The organism is Mixta gaviniae (assembly GCF_002953195.1).
Lineage (GTDB): Bacteria > Pseudomonadota > Gammaproteobacteria > Enterobacterales > Enterobacteriaceae > Mixta > Mixta gaviniae.
In genome coordinates this window covers 3,438,653-3,454,914 of record NZ_CP026377.1, presented here as the reverse complement: position 1 = coordinate 3,454,914, position 16,262 = coordinate 3,438,653, and the positions used below count along the sequence as shown (strand labels likewise).

Here is a 16,262-nt window from a genome sequence, read left to right as displayed (position 1 = left end):
CCGTTTTTGTCTCTGGTCCTGATTATGTCGCAATCAAAACCGCCATTACGTGGCAACGGCTTCACTTTTAAACGTTTTTTTATTGCGCACGATCGCTGCGCCATGAAGGTCGGCACCGACAGCATTTTGCTGGGCGCGTGGGCGCCGGTGGCGCAGGCGGTACGCATTCTTGATATCGGCACCGGCAGCGGCCTGCTGGCGCTGATGCTGGCGCAGCGCACGGCGGAATCGGTAGAAATTGATGCGGTCGAGCTGGACTGCGAGGCAGCGGCGCAGGCGGCGGAGAATGCCGCACAATCGCCCTGGGCGGCGCGGATCCATATTCACCAAGCGGATATTCTCTCCTGGGCGCAGCGTCAGGAAAAACGCTATTCGCTGATTGTCAGCAACCCGCCTTATTTCACACCAGGCCCGGCCTGCGCCACCTCCGCCCGCGATAACGCGCGCGCCACCCACACCTTGACCCATGAAGATCTGCTGCGCAGCGCGGAGACGCTGATCGGCGAAGAGGGTTTTTTCTGTCTGGTGCTGCCGGAAGAGGAAGGGCGACGTTTTATCGCGCTGGCAGCGGCGCGCGGCTGGCACCTGCGCTTTCGCAACGACGTGGCGGAAAACGATACGCGGCTGCCGCATCGCGTGCTGCTCGGGTTTTCCCCGGCGCCAGGCGAAGAGTTACAGGAACGCCTGATTATTCGTGGGCCAGACCGCTGCTACTCTCCCGCTTTTTGCAGCCTGACCCAGGATTTCTATCTGTTTATGTAGCCCGGCGGCGTCAGGATGGTTGGGGCTGAAGCGGGCAGCGTCTCGGGATAGTCGAGCGTGTAGTGCAGCCCGCGGCTCTCTTTGCGCTGCATAGCGCAACGAATGATCAGCTCCGCCACCTGCGTCAGATTTCGTAGCTCCAGCAGATTATTGGAGATGCGAAAGTGGCGGTAATACTCCTCAATCTCCTGCTGCAGCAGCGCGATACGTCGGCTGGCGCGCTCCAGACGTTTAGTGGTGCGCACGATGCCGACGTAATCCCACATAAACAGCCGCAGCTCATGCCAGTTGTGCTGGATCACCACTCTTTCATCAGAATCATCTACCTGGCTCTCATCCCAGGCGGGCAGCTTATCGACGCGGGAAATTTGCGGCAGGGTAACCAGCATATCTTCCGCCGCCGACCAGCCGTAGACCAGGCACTCCAGCAACGAATTGGAGGCCATGCGGTTGGCGCCGTGCAGGCCGGTATAGCTAACTTCGCCAATCGCATAGAGCCCGTTGACGTCGGTGCGGCCATGATGATCGACCAGCACACCGCCGCAGGTATAGTGCGCTGCCGGCACCACCGGAATCGGTTCGCGCGTCAGATCGAGACCCAGCGAGCGCAGCTTTTCATCAATCATCGGGAAGTGGGCGCGGATAAAGTCGGCCGGCTGATGGCTGATATCGAGATACATGCAGTCGGCGCCGAGACGTTTCATTTCATGATCGATCGCCCGCGCCACAATATCGCGCGGCGCCAGTTCGCCGCGCGCGTCGAAGTCAGGCATAAAGCGGCTGCCGTCAGGACGCCGCAAATAAGCGCCTTCACCGCGCAGGGCTTCGGTCAGCAAAAAGTTACGCGCCTGAGGATGGTACAGGCAGGTGGGGTGGAACTGATTGAACTCCAGGTTCGCCACGCGGCAGCCAGCGCGCCAGGCCATGGCGATGCCATCTCCGGAGGCGATGTCGGGATTGGTCGTGTACTGATAAACCTTCGCCGCGCCGCCGGTGGCCAGCACGACGGCGCGCGCGCTGCAGGTCTCTACCCGCTCCAGATTGCGATTCCAGATCCACGCCCCCAGGACGCGGCGCGCGCCCGGCAACCCGAGTCGATCGGAGAGAATAAGGTCAACGGCGTTGGTGCGCTCCAGAATACGGATATTAGGGTGGCTCAACGCCTGAGAAACCAGCGTGGTGACGACTTCGCGCCCGGTGGCGTCGGCGCTGTGCAGAATGCGGCGATGGCTGTGGCCGCCTTCACGCGTCAGGTGATAACGCTCCTCGCCGTCGGGCTGCGTCTCTTTGTCGAAAGCGACGCCATGTTCAATCAGCCATTCCACGCAGTGGCGCGCGTTGCGCGCGATAAAATCCACCGACTCGCGGTCGCACAGGCCGGCTCCGGCCATCAGCGTATCCTCCACGTGCGCTTCGATACTGTCCATTTCATCGAAGACGGCAGCAATGCCGCCCTGCGCGTAAAAGCTGGATCCCTCGCTAACCGGCCCTTTGCTCAGGACGGTGACCTGCTGAGTCTGCGCCAGCCGCAGCGCCAGCGAAAGGCCCGCCGCGCCGCTGCCAATAATCAAAACGTCACACTGATAATCGGAAATTTTGCTCATGGTGTTTATTTTACTAAACAAGTGGTCGTCAGAGCATAAGGCGAAACGGTCGATTTAAAAAGCGCTAAAAGCGTCAAAAGGCACGATCTGGCGCAATACAATCCCTTTTGACTTTATGGCAGGCTGGGCAAGAGTCAAAGCTTGTTTATTATGGTTAACAAGGGACAATAATTGCGCTTTGGTGATGAAAATGTCATGCGCATCGGGTACTCTGCGGCTTACGCCCGGTAACCGGTTTACGATGATCAAAAACAGCAGTGGCGTAGGTTTTCCCAGCATGCTCAACAATCCAGACGTGTAAAAGTACCCGGTAAGGCAACAAAAAAACGGCGTAACTGAACTATTGTCTAATGACCGGCTCTAATGAGGGCTTGCTCATAAACTTGAGTGTTTGCTGGTGGTTCATTTACGCGTGGAGAATGATTTGGGGAGATATTACCTCGGATGAGCGAGCAATTAACGGATCAGATTCTCGTTGAGCGGGTACAGAAAGGAGATCAGAAGTCATTCAATTTACTGGTTGTTCGTTACCAGCATAAAGTGGCGAGCCTGGTTTCACGCTACGTTCCGTCAGGCGATGTACCCGACGTGGTACAGGAATCTTTTATCAAAGCGTATCGCGCGTTGGACTCTTTCCGCGGCGATAGCGCGTTTTACACCTGGTTATACCGTATTGCCGTTAATACCGCGAAAAACTATCTGGTCGCTCAGGGCCGCCGTCCGCCATCCAGTGATGTGGATGCGATAGAGGCTGAAAATTTCGAAAGCGCAGGCGCGCTGAAAGAAATATCGAACCCTGAGAACTTAATGTTGTCTGATGAGTTGAAACAGATAGTGTTCCGTACCATTGAGTCGCTTCCGGAGGATTTGCGCATGGCAATCACCCTGCGGGAGCTGGATGGGCTAAGCTATGAAGAGATAGCTGCCATCATGGATTGTCCGGTAGGCACCGTGCGCTCGCGCATTTTCCGCGCGCGAGAGGCCATTGATAACAAAGTTCAACCGCTTATCCAACGTTAGCGATAACGGATACAGGAAGGGTACTAAGGCATGCAGAAAGAAAAACTTTCCGCTTTAATGGATGGCGAAACTTTGGACAACGAAGTGATCTCCGCATTGTCTAAAGACGCTACACTGCAGCAAAGCTGGGAAAGCTATCATCTTATCCGCGATACGCTGCGTGGTGATGTCGGCGAAACCGTCCATTTTGATATCGCCGCGCGCGTTGCCGCCGCGATAGAACAGGAACCTGCTCGCAATGTCACCGCGTTTATCCCGGAAGCGCAGCCAGAACCCGCGCGCTGGGAGAAAATGCCTTTCTGGAAAAAAATGCGTCCCTGGGCTGCGCAGATTACCCAGGTCGGCGTGGCCGCCTGCGTTTCGCTGGCGGTGATTGTTGGCGTTCAGCACTACAATCAGCCGCAGGAGTCAGGACAGGCTTCTGAAGCGCCGGTGTTCAACACGCTGCCGATGATGGGTAAAGCGTCGCCGGTCAGCCTGGGCGTGCCGTCTGACAGCTTTGACACCAACAGCGCCAGCCAGCAGGTGCAGGAACAGCGCCGTCGGGTCAACGCCATGCTGCAGGATTACGAACTGCAGCGTCGCTTACACACTGAGCAGATGCAATTTGATCCCACCGGCCCGCAGCAGGCACAGGTTCAGGTTCCAGGAAATCAGTCGTTAGGAATTCAGCAGCAGTAATGAAGCAACTCTGGTGTGCCGTTAGCCTTCTGGCTGGCGGCCTGTTTTATTCAGCCATCGCCCCGGCGCAGGAAACTGCGTCCGGGGCGTTGTTGCAACAGATGGAACAGGCCAGCCAGTCCCTCAACTACGAACTCGCTTATATCAACGTCTCCCGCCTGGGCATCGAATCGCTGCGCTATCGTCACGCGGTGATCGATAACAAGATCTACGCGCAGCTGCTGCAGATGGATGGGCCGCGTCGGGAAGTGATCCAGCGCGGCAACGATATCAGCTACTTTGAGCCTGGACTTGAGCCGTTTTCGCTACCCGGTACGCATATTGTTGATGCGCTGCCGGCGGTGGTGAACGCCGATTTTAAACGCCTCACTACCAGCTACGATTTTGTGCCGGTGGGACGCACGCGTATCGCCGATCAACTGTGCGAAGTGGTGCGTATCGTCGCGCGCGACGGCACGCGCTATAGCTATATCGTCTGGCTCGACAGCGAAACGAAGCTGCCGCTGCGCATCGACCTGCTCGATCGCGACGGCGAGACGCTGGAGCAGTATCGCGTGGTCAGTTTCGCCGTCGATGAGGGCGTACGAAACCTAATGCAGGGGCTGGAAAAAGCGAATCTGCCGCCTTCGCTTTCGGTGCCGCAGAGCCAAAAAGTGAGCTTTAACTGGACGCCTGGCTGGCTGCCAGCGGGAATGACGGAAGTGGCGCAGAGCCGCCGCACGCTGCCTTCTATCAATAAGCCTGTTGAATCAAGGTTTTATTCCGACGGGCTTTTCAGTTTCTCTATTAACGTCAGCCCGGCGGATAAAAGCAGCACGACGCAGCTGTTGCGCACTGGCCGTCGAACGGTGCAAACTGCTACCCGCAATAACACTGACATTACCATTGTCGGCGAACTGCCGCCCGCGACGGCGAAGCGTATCGCCGACAGCATCAATTTAGGTACGCAACGATGATGAGAGAATGGGCCACAGTGGTTACGTGGCAGGACGGCATCGCCACGCTGCATTCGGAAGTAAAAACCACCTGCAACAGCTGCTCGGCGCGCAAAGGGTGCGGCAGCGCCATGCTGAACAAGCTGGGGCCGAAAAACGCGCACGTGATGCAAATCGCCAGCGAAAAGCCACTGCAGCCGGGTCAGCGCGTAGAGCTGGGCATCCGTGAAAGCAGCTTGCTGGGTTCGGCGCTGCTGGTCTATATGACGCCACTGCTGGGGCTGTTCCTGCTGGCGGGCCTGTTTCAGATGCTGTTCCATACCGATCTGGCGGCCGCCTGCGGCGCGCTGCTCGGCGGTATCGGCGGCTTTATCGTCGCCAAAGGGGTTTCATCGCGCTTCGGCGATCGTGAAGCCTTCCAGCCGATCATCCTCAATGTCATGCTGCCGCCCGACGCGCTACGCGTTGAGCAGGAATCACTGTAACGTTACGCCGGGCAAGCAATGCTTGTCCGGCTAATGTTTTGCGCTTTTTTTCACCGCCTTCGCAGCAAATACGCTATCATCCCGTTTTCCTTGCTTTATCTCCCGGCGCGATGATTCCACCACCCTGATATGTCGTGTACAATGCGCCTTTCGGGCCGTCTCCGCCTGTGATATTACACGCTCTCCTGAGGTTGCATCGCGAGAGTTTCAGCATTTGTAAGGCAGAATAACCTCCATAATGAAGCATATAAGAAACTTTTCGATCATCGCGCATATTGACCACGGCAAATCAACGTTATCAGATCGTCTGATCCAGATTTGCGGCGGCTTAACCGATCGTGAAATGGCTGCGCAGGTTCTGGACTCAATGGATCTGGAGCGCGAGCGTGGCATCACCATCAAAGCGCAGAGCGTGACGCTCGATTACAAAGCGCCGAACGGCGAAACTTACCAGCTCAATTTTATCGATACCCCAGGCCACGTGGACTTCTCTTATGAAGTTTCGCGTTCTCTTGCCGCCTGCGAAGGTGCGCTGCTGGTGGTAGATGCAGGGCAGGGCGTGGAAGCGCAGACGCTGGCTAACTGCTATACCGCCATGGAAATGGATCTGGAAGTGGTGCCGGTACTGAACAAAATCGATCTGCCGGCCGCCGATCCCGATCGCGTTGCGCAGGAAATTGAAGATATTGTCGGCATCGATGCTACCGACGCGGTACGCTGCTCGGCGAAAACCGGCATTGGCGTACCCGACGTGCTGGAGCGTCTGGTGCGCGACATTCCGCCGCCGGAAGGCGACCCGAACGGGCCGCTGCAGGCGCTGATCATCGACTCCTGGTTCGATAACTACCTGGGCGTCGTCTCGCTGGTGCGCATCAAAAACGGCACGCTGCGCAAGGGCGAAAAGATCAAAGTGATGAGTACCGGTCAGGTCTACAACGCCGACCGTCTCGGCATCTTCACGCCGAAGCAGGTCGATCGCGATGCGCTTAACTGCGGCGAAGTAGGCTGGCTGGTGTGCGCCATTAAAGACATCCTCGGCGCGCCGGTGGGCGATACTCTGACCGGCGCCAGAATGCCGGCGGATAAAGCGCTGCCGGGCTTTAAGAAAGTGAAGCCGCAGGTTTATGCCGGCCTTTTCCCGATCAGCTCCGATGATTATGAAGCGTTTCGCGACGCGCTGGGCAAGCTGAGCCTGAATGACGCCTCGCTGTTCTATGAGCCGGAAAGCTCAACGGCGTTGGGCTTTGGTTTCCGCTGCGGCTTCCTGGGTCTGCTGCATATGGAGATCATTCAGGAGCGTCTGGAGCGTGAATACGATCTCGACTTGATCACCACTGCGCCGACCGTAGTTTATGAAGTGGAAACCACCGGCGGAGAGATTGTCTACGTCGATAGCCCCTCCAAGCTGCCGCCGTTGAACAATATCAACGAGCTGCGCGAGCCGATTGCAGAGTGTCATATGCTGCTGCCGCAGGAGTACCTGGGCAACGTTATCACCCTGTGCATTGAGAAGCGCGGCGTGCAGACCAACATGGTTTATCACGGCAATCAGGTAGCGCTGACCTATGAAATCCCGATGGCGGAAGTGGTGCTGGATTTCTTCGATCGCCTGAAGTCGACCTCGCGCGGCTACGCCTCGCTGGATTACAACTTCAAGCGCTTCCAGGCGTCTGACATGGTGCGAGTGGACGTACTGATTAACTCCGAGCGCGTCGATGCGCTGGCGCTGATCACTCACCGCGATAACGCGCCGTACCGCGGTCGCGATCTGGTTGAGAAGATGAAAGAGCTGATCCCGCGCCAGCAGTTTGATATCGCTATCCAGGCGGCGATCGGCAACCACATTATCGCCCGTTCAACGGTTAAGCAGCTGCGTAAAAACGTACTCGCGAAATGCTACGGCGGCGACGTAAGTCGTAAGAAAAAGCTGTTGCAGAAGCAGAAAGATGGTAAGAAACGCATGAAGCAGGTCGGCAACGTCGAACTGCCGCAGGAAGCGTTCCTCGCCATTCTGCACGTGGGCAAAGATGGCAAGTAAGGATAACTGATGGCTAACATGTTCGCCCTGATACTGGCGATAGCGACGCTGGTCACCGGCATCATCTGGTGTGTCGACCGCTTCAAATGGGCGCCGGCGCGGCGCGCGCAGCAGGCTCAGGCGCAGGCGCAAACCGGCGGCACGCTGGATAACGCCACGCTGACGAAAGTGGCGAAGCAGCCGGGCTGGGTGGAAACGGCCGCCTCGGTGTTTCCGGTACTGGCGGTGGTGTTTGTGGTGCGCTCGTTTATTTACGAGCCGTTCCAGATCCCATCCGGCTCGATGATGCCGACGCTGCTGATTGGCGATTTTATCGTGGTGGAGAAGTTCGCCTACGGGATTAAAGATCCGATCACCCAGACCACGCTGATCCCGACCGGGCATCCGGCGCGCGGCGATATCGCGGTGTTTAAATATCCGAAGGATCCGAGCCTTGACTATATCAAACGTGTTATTGGTCTGCCGGGCGACCGTGTGACCTATGATCCGCTGAATAAAACGCTGACGGTAAACCCGGCATGCGAGAGCGGCAGAGCCTGCGACAAAGCGCTGCCAATCACCTATTCCGACGTGGCGCCGAGCAACTTTATTCAAACCTTTAGCGGTTTCGACGGCAATGAGTCGGGCAACGGCTTCTGGCAGGTGCCGCAGGGTGAAACCATGCGCGGCGGCCTGCGTCTGGCGGCCCGTAAAGAAACGCTGGGTGACGTTACCCACAATATTTTACTGGTAACTGAGGCGCAAAGTCAGGCCAGCATGTATTATCAGCAGCCGGGGCAGCCGCAGGCGAGCTGGGTCGTGCCTGCCGGACACTACTTTATGATGGGCGATAACCGCGATAACAGCGCTGACAGCCGTTATTGGGGCTTCGTGCCGGAAAAAAATCTGGTTGGCAAGGCGACCGCCATCTGGATGAGCTTTGAGAAGCAAGAAGGGGAATGGCCTACCGGCGTTCGCCTGAGTCGTATTGGCGGCATCCACTGATCCGGACCGCCTGTAAAACGGATGGCCTCCCGCGTGCGGGAGGCCACTGCAAACGAAACTGTTTAGCGTTGACCGTCGTCAGCCCTGTTTCGTATGCAGCATAATTGACGCATTGTTGAAATTGGTATCGCATGAATCCCATCCTCATTAATAAGCTTCAGCGAAAGCTGGGCTACACTTTTACTCATCAGGAACTACTGCAACAGGCATTAACCCACCGGAGTGCCAGCAGTAAACACAACGAGCGTCTGGAGTTTCTCGGCGATTCCATCCTGAGCTTTGTTATTGCTAACGCGCTTTATCACCGCTTTCCGCGTGTGGACGAGGGCGATATGAGCCGCATGCGTGCGACGCTGGTGCGCGGCAATACGCTGGCGGAGATGGCGCGCGAGTTTGATTTAGGCGAATGCCTGCGTCTGGGGCCGGGCGAACTGAAAAGCGGCGGCTTCCGTCGCGAATCGATCCTGGCCGATACCGTAGAAGCGTTGATCGGCGGCGTGTTCCTCGACAGCGATATTCAAACGGTGGAAAGGCTGATCCTCAGCTGGTATCAGAGCCGTCTGGATCAGATCAGCCCGGGTGACAAACAGAAAGATCCAAAAACGCGTCTGCAGGAGTATCTGCAGGGTCGTCATCTGCCGCTGCCCTCCTATCTGGTGGTGCAGGTGCGTGGCGAAGCGCATGACCAGGAATTTACCATTCACTGTCAGGTGAGCGGCATGGCGGAGCCGGTGGTGGGCACCGGGTCGAGCCGTCGCAAAGCTGAACAGGCAGCGGCCGAACAGGCGCTGATTAAGTTAGGACTCGAATGAGCGAACAAGAGATGCACTGCGGCTTTATTGCGATTGTCGGCCGCCCGAACGTTGGAAAATCGACGCTGCTGAACCAGCTGCTGGGGCAGAAGGTTTCCATTACCTCGCGTAAACCGCAAACCACGCGCCACCGCATTATGGGCATCCATACGGAAGGCGCGTATCAGGCGATCTACGTCGATACCCCCGGCCTGCATATCGAAGAGAAGCGGGCGATCAACCGCCTGATGAACCGCGCCGCCAGCAGCTCAATCGGCGACGTTGAGCTGATCATCTTTGTGGTGGAAGGCACGCGCTGGACAGCGGACGACGAAATGGTCGTTAACAAGCTGAAAGAGAACAAAGTGCCGGTTCTGCTGGCAATCAACAAGGTCGACAACATTACTGACAAGTCGATCCTGCTGCCGCATATGCAGTTCCTCAGCCAGCAGATGGACTTTATGGATGTGGTGCCGATCTCCGCGGAAAGCGGCAAGAACGTCGATACCATTGCCAGCATCGTGCGTAAGCGCCTGCCGGTAGCGGAGCATCATTTCCCGGAAGATTACATTACTGACCGCTCGCAGCGCTTTATGGCGTCGGAAATCATTCGTGAAAAACTGATGCGCTTCCTGGGCGCCGAGCTGCCCTATTCAGTGACGGTAGAAATCGAGCAGTTTGTCACCAACGAGCGCGGCGGCTACGATATCAACGGTCTGATTCTGGTAGAGCGCGAAGGCCAGAAAAAGATGGTGATCGGCAATAAAGGCGCCAAGATCAAAACCATCGGCATCGAAGCCCGTAAGGATATGGAAGAGCTGTTCGAGATGAAAGTGCATCTTGAGCTGTGGGTCAAAGTGAAGTCCGGCTGGGCAGACGACGAGCGTGCGCTGCGTAGCCTGGGCTACGTTGACGATCTCTGATTGCTGAATGGAAGGCTGGCAGCGCGCTTTTGTTCTCCATGGCCGGCCGTGGAGCGAAACCAGCCTGATGCTGGATCTCTTTACGGAAAATCATGGACGAGTGCGCGTTATCTCCAAAGGCGCGCGCTCGAAGCGCTCCCATCTTAAGGGGGCGCTGCAGCCTTTCACGCCGCTGCTGGTGCGCTGGGGCGGACGCGGCGAAGTCAAAACGCTGCGCAACGTTGAAGCGGTCTCGCTGGCGTTGCCGCTGAGCGGCACCGCCCTCTACTGCGGGCTTTACGTCAACGAGCTGCTGGCGCGCGTGCTGCAGCACGAGACGCCCTTTCCTGAACTCTTCTTCGATTACCTTCACTGTATCCAGTCTCTGGCCGAAGCCAACGGCAGCCCGGAACCGGCTCTGCGCCGCTTTGAGCTGGCGCTGCTGGGCCACATGGGTTACGGCGTCGATTTTCTGCACTGCGCCGGCACCGGCGAAGATGTGGAAGATGGCATGACCTATAGCTTTCGTGAAGAGAAAGGCTTTATCGCCAGCATGGTGGTCAACCAGCGTAGCTTTACCGGACGGCAGTTACGTGCCCTCTATGAGCGCGAATTCCCCGACGGCGATACGCTGCGCGCCGCAAAACGCTTCACCCGTATGGCGCTGAAGCCGTGGCTGGGCGGCAAACCGTTAAAAAGTCAGGAGCTGTTCCGTCAGTTCATCCCGAAGAAACGCGCGGACGCACCGGAAAATAATCAGGAATAAACCCAGCGCGCGCCGGAGGCGTGGCGCTGCCTGCATAACTGCAACATTCTGAGGACTGTCATGGCTGAGTTGTTATTAGGCGTCAATATCGATCATATCGCCACGGTGCGCAACGCGCGCGGCACCCACTATCCCGATCCGGTGCAGGCGGCTTTCGTCGCCGAGCAGGCGGGCGCTGACGGCATCACCGTCCACCTGCGCGAAGATCGCCGCCACATTACCGATCGCGACGTGCGTCTGCTGCGCCAGACCATTGAGACGCGCATGAACCTGGAGATGGCGGTGACGGAAGAGATGCTGGCGATCGCCTGCGAGCTGAAGCCGCACTTCTGCTGCCTGGTGCCGGAAAAACGTCAGGAGGTCACCACCGAAGGCGGCCTGGACGTGGCGGGACAGCAGGAAAAAATCAGCGCGGCGGTGCAGCGTCTTAACGCAGCGGGTATTCTGACCTCGCTGTTTATCGACGCCGACGAACGGCAGATTGATGCCGCGGCGGCGGTGGGCGCGCCTTACATCGAAATTCATACTGGCGCATACGCCGAAGCGGAAGCGGGCGACGCGCGCGACGCCGAGCTGGCGCGCATCGCGCACGCGGCCACCTGGGCTGCCGCGAAAGGGCTGAAGGTTAACGCCGGCCACGGTCTCACCTACCATAACGTGCTGCCGATCGCTGCACTGCCGGAAATGCACGAGCTGAATATCGGCCATGCGATTATCGGGCGTGCGCTGATGAGCGGGCTGGCCGAGGCGGTGAAAGAGATGAAGCTGCTGATGCGGGAAGCGCGCCGCTAATGGCTATCCTTGGTCTCGGCACCGATATCGTTGAAATCGATCGCATCGAAGGGGTGATCTCCCGTTCGGGCGATCGGCTGGCGCGCCGCGTGCTGAGCGAAAACGAATGGCGTCAGTATCAGTCTCACCAGCAGCCGGTGCGTTTTCTGGCGAAACGCTTTGCGGTGAAAGAGGCGGCGGCCAAAGCGTTCGGCACCGGCATTCGCGGCGGTCTGGCGTTTAATCAGTTTGAAGTTTATAACGATGCGCTGGGCAAGCCAGAGCTACGCTTTTTCCTGCAGGCGGCCGATCTGGCGGCAAAGCTGGGCGTGCGTCATGTCCACGTCACGCTGGCGGATGAGCGGCACTACGCCTGCGCGACGGTCATTATCGAAGGGTGAGGCGGCGACGCCTCATACCGCGTGGTGGATCAGCACAAACTTTTCCCACAGTTGGTCGCGGTTTTCGCTGTGCGCCGGATCGGCAACGATAGTATTGTCGATGGGGCAGACGCTCTGGCAGGTCGGGGTATCATAGTGCCCCACGCACTCGGTGCAGAGCCAGGGGTCGATAACGTAGATCTCATCGCCCATCGATATCGCCTGGTTGGGGCACTCCGGTTCGCACATATCGCAGTTAATACATTTTTTAGTAATCAGTAACGCCATAATGTCCCCGGTCCCGCCTGAATAGCCTGAAGCGCGGCCATTATACGCCCGTCAACAGCTCATACCAGTTTTTTTACCAGCGCCTCGCTGTGCCGAATATAGCTGGAGGCGCGCTCGGCATCCTGCTGCACCAGCGCCATAAACAGCAGGTCGGTAAGCGCCAGCTGCGCGGAGGTCGACGAGATAGCGGCGCTGCGCGTGCTTTGCTCTTCCGCAACGGTATAAAGGCAGTGGGTGGCGCACTGCTGCAGCGTATTGGGTGTAAAACCGGTAAAGGCCAGCACCCAGGCACCGACGCGTGCCGCCTCCTGCGCGGCGAGATTGATCTCGCGGCGCTCGCCGCTGTATGAGATCGCCAGCAGCAGATCGCCGTCGCGCAGCGCCTGGACGCTGGCCAGCAGCGCGTGCATATCCTGCTCAGCGACGGCGCTGATGCCGATCTTCATCAGCTTCCAGGAAAAATCTTTCGCCACCAGCCCGGAGGCGCCGATGCCCACCAGCACGATGCGGCCGGCGCGCTTAATCAAATTAAGCGTCTCCATCAGCTTCTCTTCGCTATTGATATCCAGCGTGGCGCGAATAGCGGAGACCTTTTCCGTGAACAGCTTTTCACCCACCACCTTCAGCGGATCGCCGCTCAAAATATGGTTATGCACCGTAATCGCGTCTTTCGCCCGCAGCGATTCGCTTAACGCCAGCTTCAGCGCCGGAAAACCTTTATAGCCCAGCTTTTGCGCGAACTTCACCACGCTCGACTGGCTGACGCCCGCTTCCAGCGCCAGGCGTGGCGAGCTGAGCTGGCAGGCGTGGCCGGGCTGCGCCAACAGGTAGTCGGCCAGCCGACGCTCATTCAGCGCCAGCCCCGGATAGAGCTGGCGAATGCGTAACAGGGCGCTCATGGCGGCTCCTTCAGATGGTTATTGCCCGATAAGGGAGGCGGGGCGGTAATCGCGCGGCCTGCTGCCTGAGCCGCTTACTCCCTGAAGAGTAAGCATAAGACATTGATTCTCTAATTGTATAACGCGGATCACCCGCGATGACAAATCACATTACGATGAGGCTGCCGTTAGCCAGCCATTGCTGCTACTGTCTACACTAATGAATGCTGAAGCGAAAGGTTGATGAAGGAGAACGGTTTAATGGCGGATTCGCAACGACGGGTAGTGTTTTTCGATCTGGACGGCACCTTACATCAGCAGGATATGTTCGGTACTTTTATGCGCTATCTGCTGTGGCGGCAGCCGCTGAACCTGCTGCTGGTAGTGCCGCTGCTGCCGGTAGTGGGAATGGGACTGCTGATCAAAGGACGTGCGGCGCGCTGGCCGATGAGCCTGCTACTCTGGTCGATCACCTTCGGGCATAGCGAAGCGGCGCTGCAGCGCCGCGAGGCGAGTTTTGCGCGCTGGTTCCGTCAGCGGGTGGTGGCGTTCCCGGTGGTGCAGCAGCGGCTGACCGATTACCTGAGCAGCAATGACGCCGATGTCTGGCTGATCACCGGTTCGCCGCAGCCGCTGGTGGAGCAGGTCTATTACGACTCCGCCTTCCTGCCACGCGTTAAGCTGATCGCCAGTCAGATGGAGCGCGCCTGGGGCGGACGCATTCTCAGTTTGCGCTGCCTGGGCCATGAAAAAGTGGCGCAGCTGGAAGAGCAGATCGGCACGCCGCTGCAGCTCTACAGCGGCTACAGTGACAGTAAACAGGACAACCCGCTGCTGTTTTTCTGTCAGCACCGCTGGCGCGTGACGCCGCAGGGCGAGCTGCAACAGCTGGAATAATTTTGTCTCCCCACAGGTTTGGTTATAATGCCAGCCGCATTTTCCGCTGGAGAGTTCCGTGAGCGAAACGAGTGATGAATACTGGATGCGCCATGCATTACAGCTGGCGCGTCGGGCGCGTGAGCAGGGCGAGGTTCCGGTCGGGGCGGTGCTGGTGCAGGGCGACAAGGTGATCGGCGAAGGGTGGAACCGGCCGATAGGCCAGCACGATCCCACTGCACATGCGGAGATGATGGCGCTGCGCGAGGGCGGCAAGGCGCTGGAAAACTACCGTCTGCTGGATACCACCCTCTATGTCACGCTGGAGCCGTGCATTATGTGCGCCGGCGCGATTGTTCACAGCCGCATCGGCCGGCTGGTGTTCGGCGCACGCGATGAGAAAACCGGCGCCGCCGGATCGCTGGTGGATATTCTGGGGCACCCCGGCATGAACCATCAGGTTAAAGTGGAGCAGGGCGTGCTGGCGGAAGAGTGCGCCGCAATGCTCAGCGATTTTTTCCGCATGCGCCGCGAGCAGAAGCGGGCGCAGCGTCAGGCGCAGCGTGCCGCAGAGCAGGGCGCGACGCCGGGCAGCGCCGCTTAGTTCATGGCGATATCGGGTGCGACCGCCGGATAGCCTTCTCCTAACGTCGCTTCCAGCGTCTTACGCTGGGCCAGCTTCTTCTCCTGCTCCTGCAGGTAGCCGACCAGGCTGAGCTGATACTTGCGGATGTTTTCCACGTAGTTATAAGCCTCATGACCGCGCGCATAGCCGTAGGCGGTCTGGCTGTAATAGCGCTTCTGGCTCAGCATCGGCAGGCGCAGCTTAACGTCTGCCCAGCTGTCCGGGTTGCCGCCCTGTTTTTCCGTCAGCTTGCGCGCGTCCAGCATATGGGCGTAGCCCATATTGTAGGAGGCCAGCGCAAACCAGATGCGCTCATCCTCCGGCACCGATGCAGGCACTTTCTCCATCATGCGCTGCAGATATTCGCTGCCGCCACGAATGCTCTGCTCCGGATCGAGGCGATCCGCCACCTGCAGGCTATCTGCGGTATTGCGCGTCAGCATCATCAGGCCGCGCACGCCGGTAGGGGAGGTTGCCTGCGGATTCCAGTGCGACTCCTGATAAGAGATGGCAGCCAGCAGACGCCAGTCGATCTGCGCGGCGTAGCGTTCGAACAGCGGGCGGATATCGGGCAGAATATCGTCGATAGCGCGCAGGAAAGTGCGGGTATCGACATAGTCAAAGGCGCCGACGTGGCCGAGATACTTCTCCTCCAGCCGTGCCATCGCGCCTTCTTCTTCCATCTGACTGAAGAAATCGAGCATCGCCGCGTTCAGGCTGTCATCCTCTTCGCGCTGCATATACCAGGTGACCGGCTCTTCGTCGGTGATATCGAACGCCACCGCCAGCTGCGGATGAATGCGCTGCAGCAGGCCAATAGTGACCGAATCGCCGATGGTGTAATCGAGCTGGCCGTCGGCAACCGCTTCCAGCAGCGCTTTCGGGCCCTGATCGGTCGAGATCGCCCAGTCGAGATCGGGATATTGGTTCTCTTTGATATTACGCAGCGTCGACATATAGGCGGAGCCGGAAGCGACCGTCAGGCGGCCTTTGAGGTTGCCGAGGTTTTTGGGCCGCGGCGTGCCGATGCGGTAGACCAGCTGCTGCGAAACGGAATAGTAGCTGGGGCCGGTGCGAAAGCGCGCCAGCCGTTCGCTGTTGTAAATCAGCCCGGCGGCAAGCAGATCGGCGTTGCCGTCATCCAGATCGTCAAACAGGTCGTTCAGGTTTTGCCGAACGTTGACCTGCAGTTTCACGCCCAGGTAATCGGCGAAACGCTTCGCCAGCTCATAATCCATTCCGGCCGGTGCGTTGTTGCTGGTGTAGTAAGTAAGCGGGGAATTAATGGTGCTAATTCGCAGCACTCCCCGCGATTTTATCTGCGCAATCTTGTCTTGCGCTGCGCCGTACCAGGGAATGGTCGGCCAGAGCGCTACCGCCAGCAGCACGGTAATCAACCCGACTAGCAGATAATTAATTTTCAGGCGTTTCAAATAGTTATCTCTCGGTGGCTCTCAGGCCTCTGTCTCTTCGGGC

19 protein-coding genes are annotated in these 16,262 nt (G+C 58.4%); 14 read left to right on the top strand and 5 right to left on the bottom strand.

The window, feature by feature from the left end:
• The first annotated feature begins 24 nt into the window (after nt 1–24).
• Complete coding sequence (gene trmN, locus C2E15_RS16135) at nt 25–762, top strand: tRNA(1)(Val) (adenine(37)-N(6))-methyltransferase TrmN (RefSeq protein WP_104959215.1); 738 nt, start codon at nt 25–27, stop codon at nt 760–762.
• Here trmN and nadB read toward each other — a convergent pair.
• Nucleotides 747–2,366, bottom strand: coding sequence for an L-aspartate oxidase (gene nadB, locus C2E15_RS16130; protein ID WP_104958271.1), 1,620 nt, complete (start codon nt 2,364–2,366; stop codon nt 747–749). The two genes, trmN and nadB, sit on opposite strands and share 16 nt — an antisense overlap.
• 54 nt (nt 2,367–2,420) lie before the next feature.
• A complete protein-coding gene (locus C2E15_RS16125; RefSeq protein ID WP_104958270.1) occupies nt 2,421–2,645 on the bottom strand; it encodes a hypothetical protein in 225 nt (74 codons plus the stop codon).
• A 165-nt stretch (nt 2,646–2,810) separates the two neighbouring features.
• On the opposite strand from C2E15_RS16125, the gene rpoE reads away from it, so the two are divergent.
• The 11 genes from rpoE to acpS all read left to right on the top strand — a co-directional run bounded on the left by rpoE (nt 2,811) and on the right by acpS (nt 12,140).
• The gene (rpoE, locus tag C2E15_RS16120; protein WP_038624651.1) at nt 2,811–3,386 is read left to right on the top strand and encodes an RNA polymerase sigma factor RpoE; all 576 of its coding nucleotides are present in this window, start codon (nt 2,811–2,813) and stop codon (nt 3,384–3,386) included.
• 30 nt (nt 3,387–3,416) lie between these two features.
• Nucleotides 3,417–4,067 (top strand): anti-sigma-E factor RseA, encoded by a 651-nt coding sequence (gene rseA / locus C2E15_RS16115; protein ID WP_104958269.1) that lies wholly within the window; start codon nt 3,417–3,419, stop codon nt 4,065–4,067.
• On the top strand, nt 4,067–5,023 hold the full coding sequence (rseB, locus tag C2E15_RS16110; protein WP_104958268.1) for a sigma-E factor regulatory protein RseB: 957 nt from the start codon (nt 4,067–4,069) through the stop codon (nt 5,021–5,023). The genes rseA and rseB overlap by 1 nt, the downstream gene beginning before the upstream one ends.
• Entirely contained in the window at nt 5,020–5,487 is a 468-nt protein-coding gene (gene rseC, locus C2E15_RS16105; protein ID WP_104958267.1) for a SoxR-reducing system protein RseC, read from the top strand. Before rseB ends, rseC begins: the two co-directional genes overlap by 4 nt.
• 238 nt (nt 5,488–5,725) lie before the next feature.
• Nucleotides 5,726–7,525, top strand: coding sequence for a translation elongation factor 4 (lepA, locus tag C2E15_RS16100; RefSeq protein WP_104958266.1), 1,800 nt, complete (start codon nt 5,726–5,728; stop codon nt 7,523–7,525).
• Nucleotides 7,526–7,534: 9 nt separating this feature from the next.
• Nucleotides 7,535–8,509, top strand: coding sequence for a signal peptidase I (lepB, locus tag C2E15_RS16095; RefSeq protein WP_104958265.1), 975 nt, complete (start codon nt 7,535–7,537; stop codon nt 8,507–8,509).
• 131 nt (nt 8,510–8,640) lie between these two features.
• Complete coding sequence (gene rnc, locus C2E15_RS16090; protein ID WP_038624657.1) at nt 8,641–9,321, top strand: ribonuclease III; 681 nt, start codon at nt 8,641–8,643, stop codon at nt 9,319–9,321.
• The gene (era, locus tag C2E15_RS16085; protein WP_104958264.1) at nt 9,318–10,223 is read left to right on the top strand and encodes a GTPase Era; all 906 of its coding nucleotides are present in this window, start codon (nt 9,318–9,320) and stop codon (nt 10,221–10,223) included. Before rnc ends, era begins: the two co-directional genes overlap by 4 nt.
• A gap of 7 nt (nt 10,224–10,230) precedes the next feature.
• A complete protein-coding gene (gene recO, locus C2E15_RS16080) occupies nt 10,231–10,968 on the top strand; it encodes a DNA repair protein RecO (RefSeq protein ID WP_104958263.1) in 738 nt (245 codons plus the stop codon).
• 60 nt (nt 10,969–11,028) lie between these two features.
• Entirely contained in the window at nt 11,029–11,760 is a 732-nt protein-coding gene (gene pdxJ, locus C2E15_RS16075; RefSeq protein WP_104958262.1) for a pyridoxine 5'-phosphate synthase, read from the top strand.
• Entirely contained in the window at nt 11,760–12,140 is a 381-nt protein-coding gene (gene acpS / locus C2E15_RS16070; protein WP_104958261.1) for a holo-ACP synthase, read from the top strand. The genes pdxJ and acpS overlap by 1 nt, the downstream gene beginning before the upstream one ends.
• A gap of 12 nt (nt 12,141–12,152) precedes the next feature.
• Here the strand turns inward: acpS and C2E15_RS16065 are convergent, their stop codons facing one another.
• The gene (locus C2E15_RS16065; RefSeq protein ID WP_104958260.1) at nt 12,153–12,407 is read right to left on the bottom strand and encodes a YfhL family 4Fe-4S dicluster ferredoxin; all 255 of its coding nucleotides are present in this window, start codon (nt 12,405–12,407) and stop codon (nt 12,153–12,155) included.
• A 59-nt stretch (nt 12,408–12,466) separates the two neighbouring features.
• Complete coding sequence (locus tag C2E15_RS16060) at nt 12,467–13,306, bottom strand: MurR/RpiR family transcriptional regulator (RefSeq protein ID WP_104958259.1); 840 nt, start codon at nt 13,304–13,306, stop codon at nt 12,467–12,469.
• Nucleotides 13,307–13,546: 240 nt separating this feature from the next.
• Here C2E15_RS16060 and yfhb point away from each other — a divergent pair, with 240 nt between their 5' ends.
• Nucleotides 13,547–14,182, top strand: a complete 636-nt coding sequence (yfhb, locus tag C2E15_RS16055) for a phosphatidylglycerophosphatase C (RefSeq protein WP_104958258.1) — start codon at nt 13,547–13,549, stop codon at nt 14,180–14,182.
• A gap of 58 nt (nt 14,183–14,240) precedes the next feature.
• Entirely contained in the window at nt 14,241–14,765 is a 525-nt protein-coding gene (gene tadA, locus C2E15_RS16050) for a tRNA adenosine(34) deaminase TadA (RefSeq protein WP_104958257.1), read from the top strand.
• Here the strand turns inward: tadA and mltF are convergent.
• Nucleotides 14,762–16,219, bottom strand: a complete 1,458-nt coding sequence (mltF, locus tag C2E15_RS16045) for a membrane-bound lytic murein transglycosylase MltF (RefSeq protein ID WP_104958256.1) — start codon at nt 16,217–16,219, stop codon at nt 14,762–14,764. The two genes, tadA and mltF, sit on opposite strands and share 4 nt — an antisense overlap.
• Nucleotides 16,220–16,262: the final 43 nt, after the last annotated feature.

Excerpts from the sequence above, each read along its gene's own strand:
- era (WP_104958264.1), top strand. The coding sequence starts at position 9,318 with ATGAGCGAACAAGAGATGCACTGCGGCTTTATTGCGATTGTCGGCCGC.
- recO (WP_104958263.1), top strand. The coding sequence starts at position 10,231 with ATGGAAGGCTGGCAGCGCGCTTTTGTTCTCCATGGCCGGCCGTGGAGC.
- rnc (WP_038624657.1), top strand. The coding sequence starts at position 8,641 with ATGAATCCCATCCTCATTAATAAGCTTCAGCGAAAGCTGGGCTACACT.
- acpS (WP_104958261.1), top strand. The coding sequence starts at position 11,760 with ATGGCTATCCTTGGTCTCGGCACCGATATCGTTGAAATCGATCGCATC.
- rseB (WP_104958268.1), top strand. The coding sequence starts at position 4,067 with ATGAAGCAACTCTGGTGTGCCGTTAGCCTTCTGGCTGGCGGCCTGTTT.
- rpoE (WP_038624651.1), top strand. The coding sequence starts at position 2,811 with ATGAGCGAGCAATTAACGGATCAGATTCTCGTTGAGCGGGTACAGAAA.
- trmN (WP_104959215.1), top strand. The coding sequence starts at position 25 with ATGTCGCAATCAAAACCGCCATTACGTGGCAACGGCTTCACTTTTAAA.
- C2E15_RS16065 (WP_104958260.1), bottom strand. The coding sequence starts at position 12,407 with ATGGCGTTACTGATTACTAAAAAATGTATTAACTGCGATATGTGCGAA.
- lepA (WP_104958266.1), top strand. The coding sequence starts at position 5,726 with ATGAAGCATATAAGAAACTTTTCGATCATCGCGCATATTGACCACGGC.
- C2E15_RS16125 (WP_104958270.1), bottom strand. The coding sequence starts at position 2,645 with ATGCTGGGAAAACCTACGCCACTGCTGTTTTTGATCATCGTAAACCGG.
- nadB (WP_104958271.1), bottom strand. The coding sequence starts at position 2,366 with ATGAGCAAAATTTCCGATTATCAGTGTGACGTTTTGATTATTGGCAGC.
- rseC (WP_104958267.1), top strand. The coding sequence starts at position 5,020 with ATGATGAGAGAATGGGCCACAGTGGTTACGTGGCAGGACGGCATCGCC.
- pdxJ (WP_104958262.1), top strand. The coding sequence starts at position 11,029 with ATGGCTGAGTTGTTATTAGGCGTCAATATCGATCATATCGCCACGGTG.
- rseA (WP_104958269.1), top strand. The coding sequence starts at position 3,417 with ATGCAGAAAGAAAAACTTTCCGCTTTAATGGATGGCGAAACTTTGGAC.
- C2E15_RS16060 (WP_104958259.1), bottom strand. The coding sequence starts at position 13,306 with ATGAGCGCCCTGTTACGCATTCGCCAGCTCTATCCGGGGCTGGCGCTG.
- yfhb (WP_104958258.1), top strand. The coding sequence starts at position 13,547 with ATGGCGGATTCGCAACGACGGGTAGTGTTTTTCGATCTGGACGGCACC.
- lepB (WP_104958265.1), top strand. The coding sequence starts at position 7,535 with ATGGCTAACATGTTCGCCCTGATACTGGCGATAGCGACGCTGGTCACC.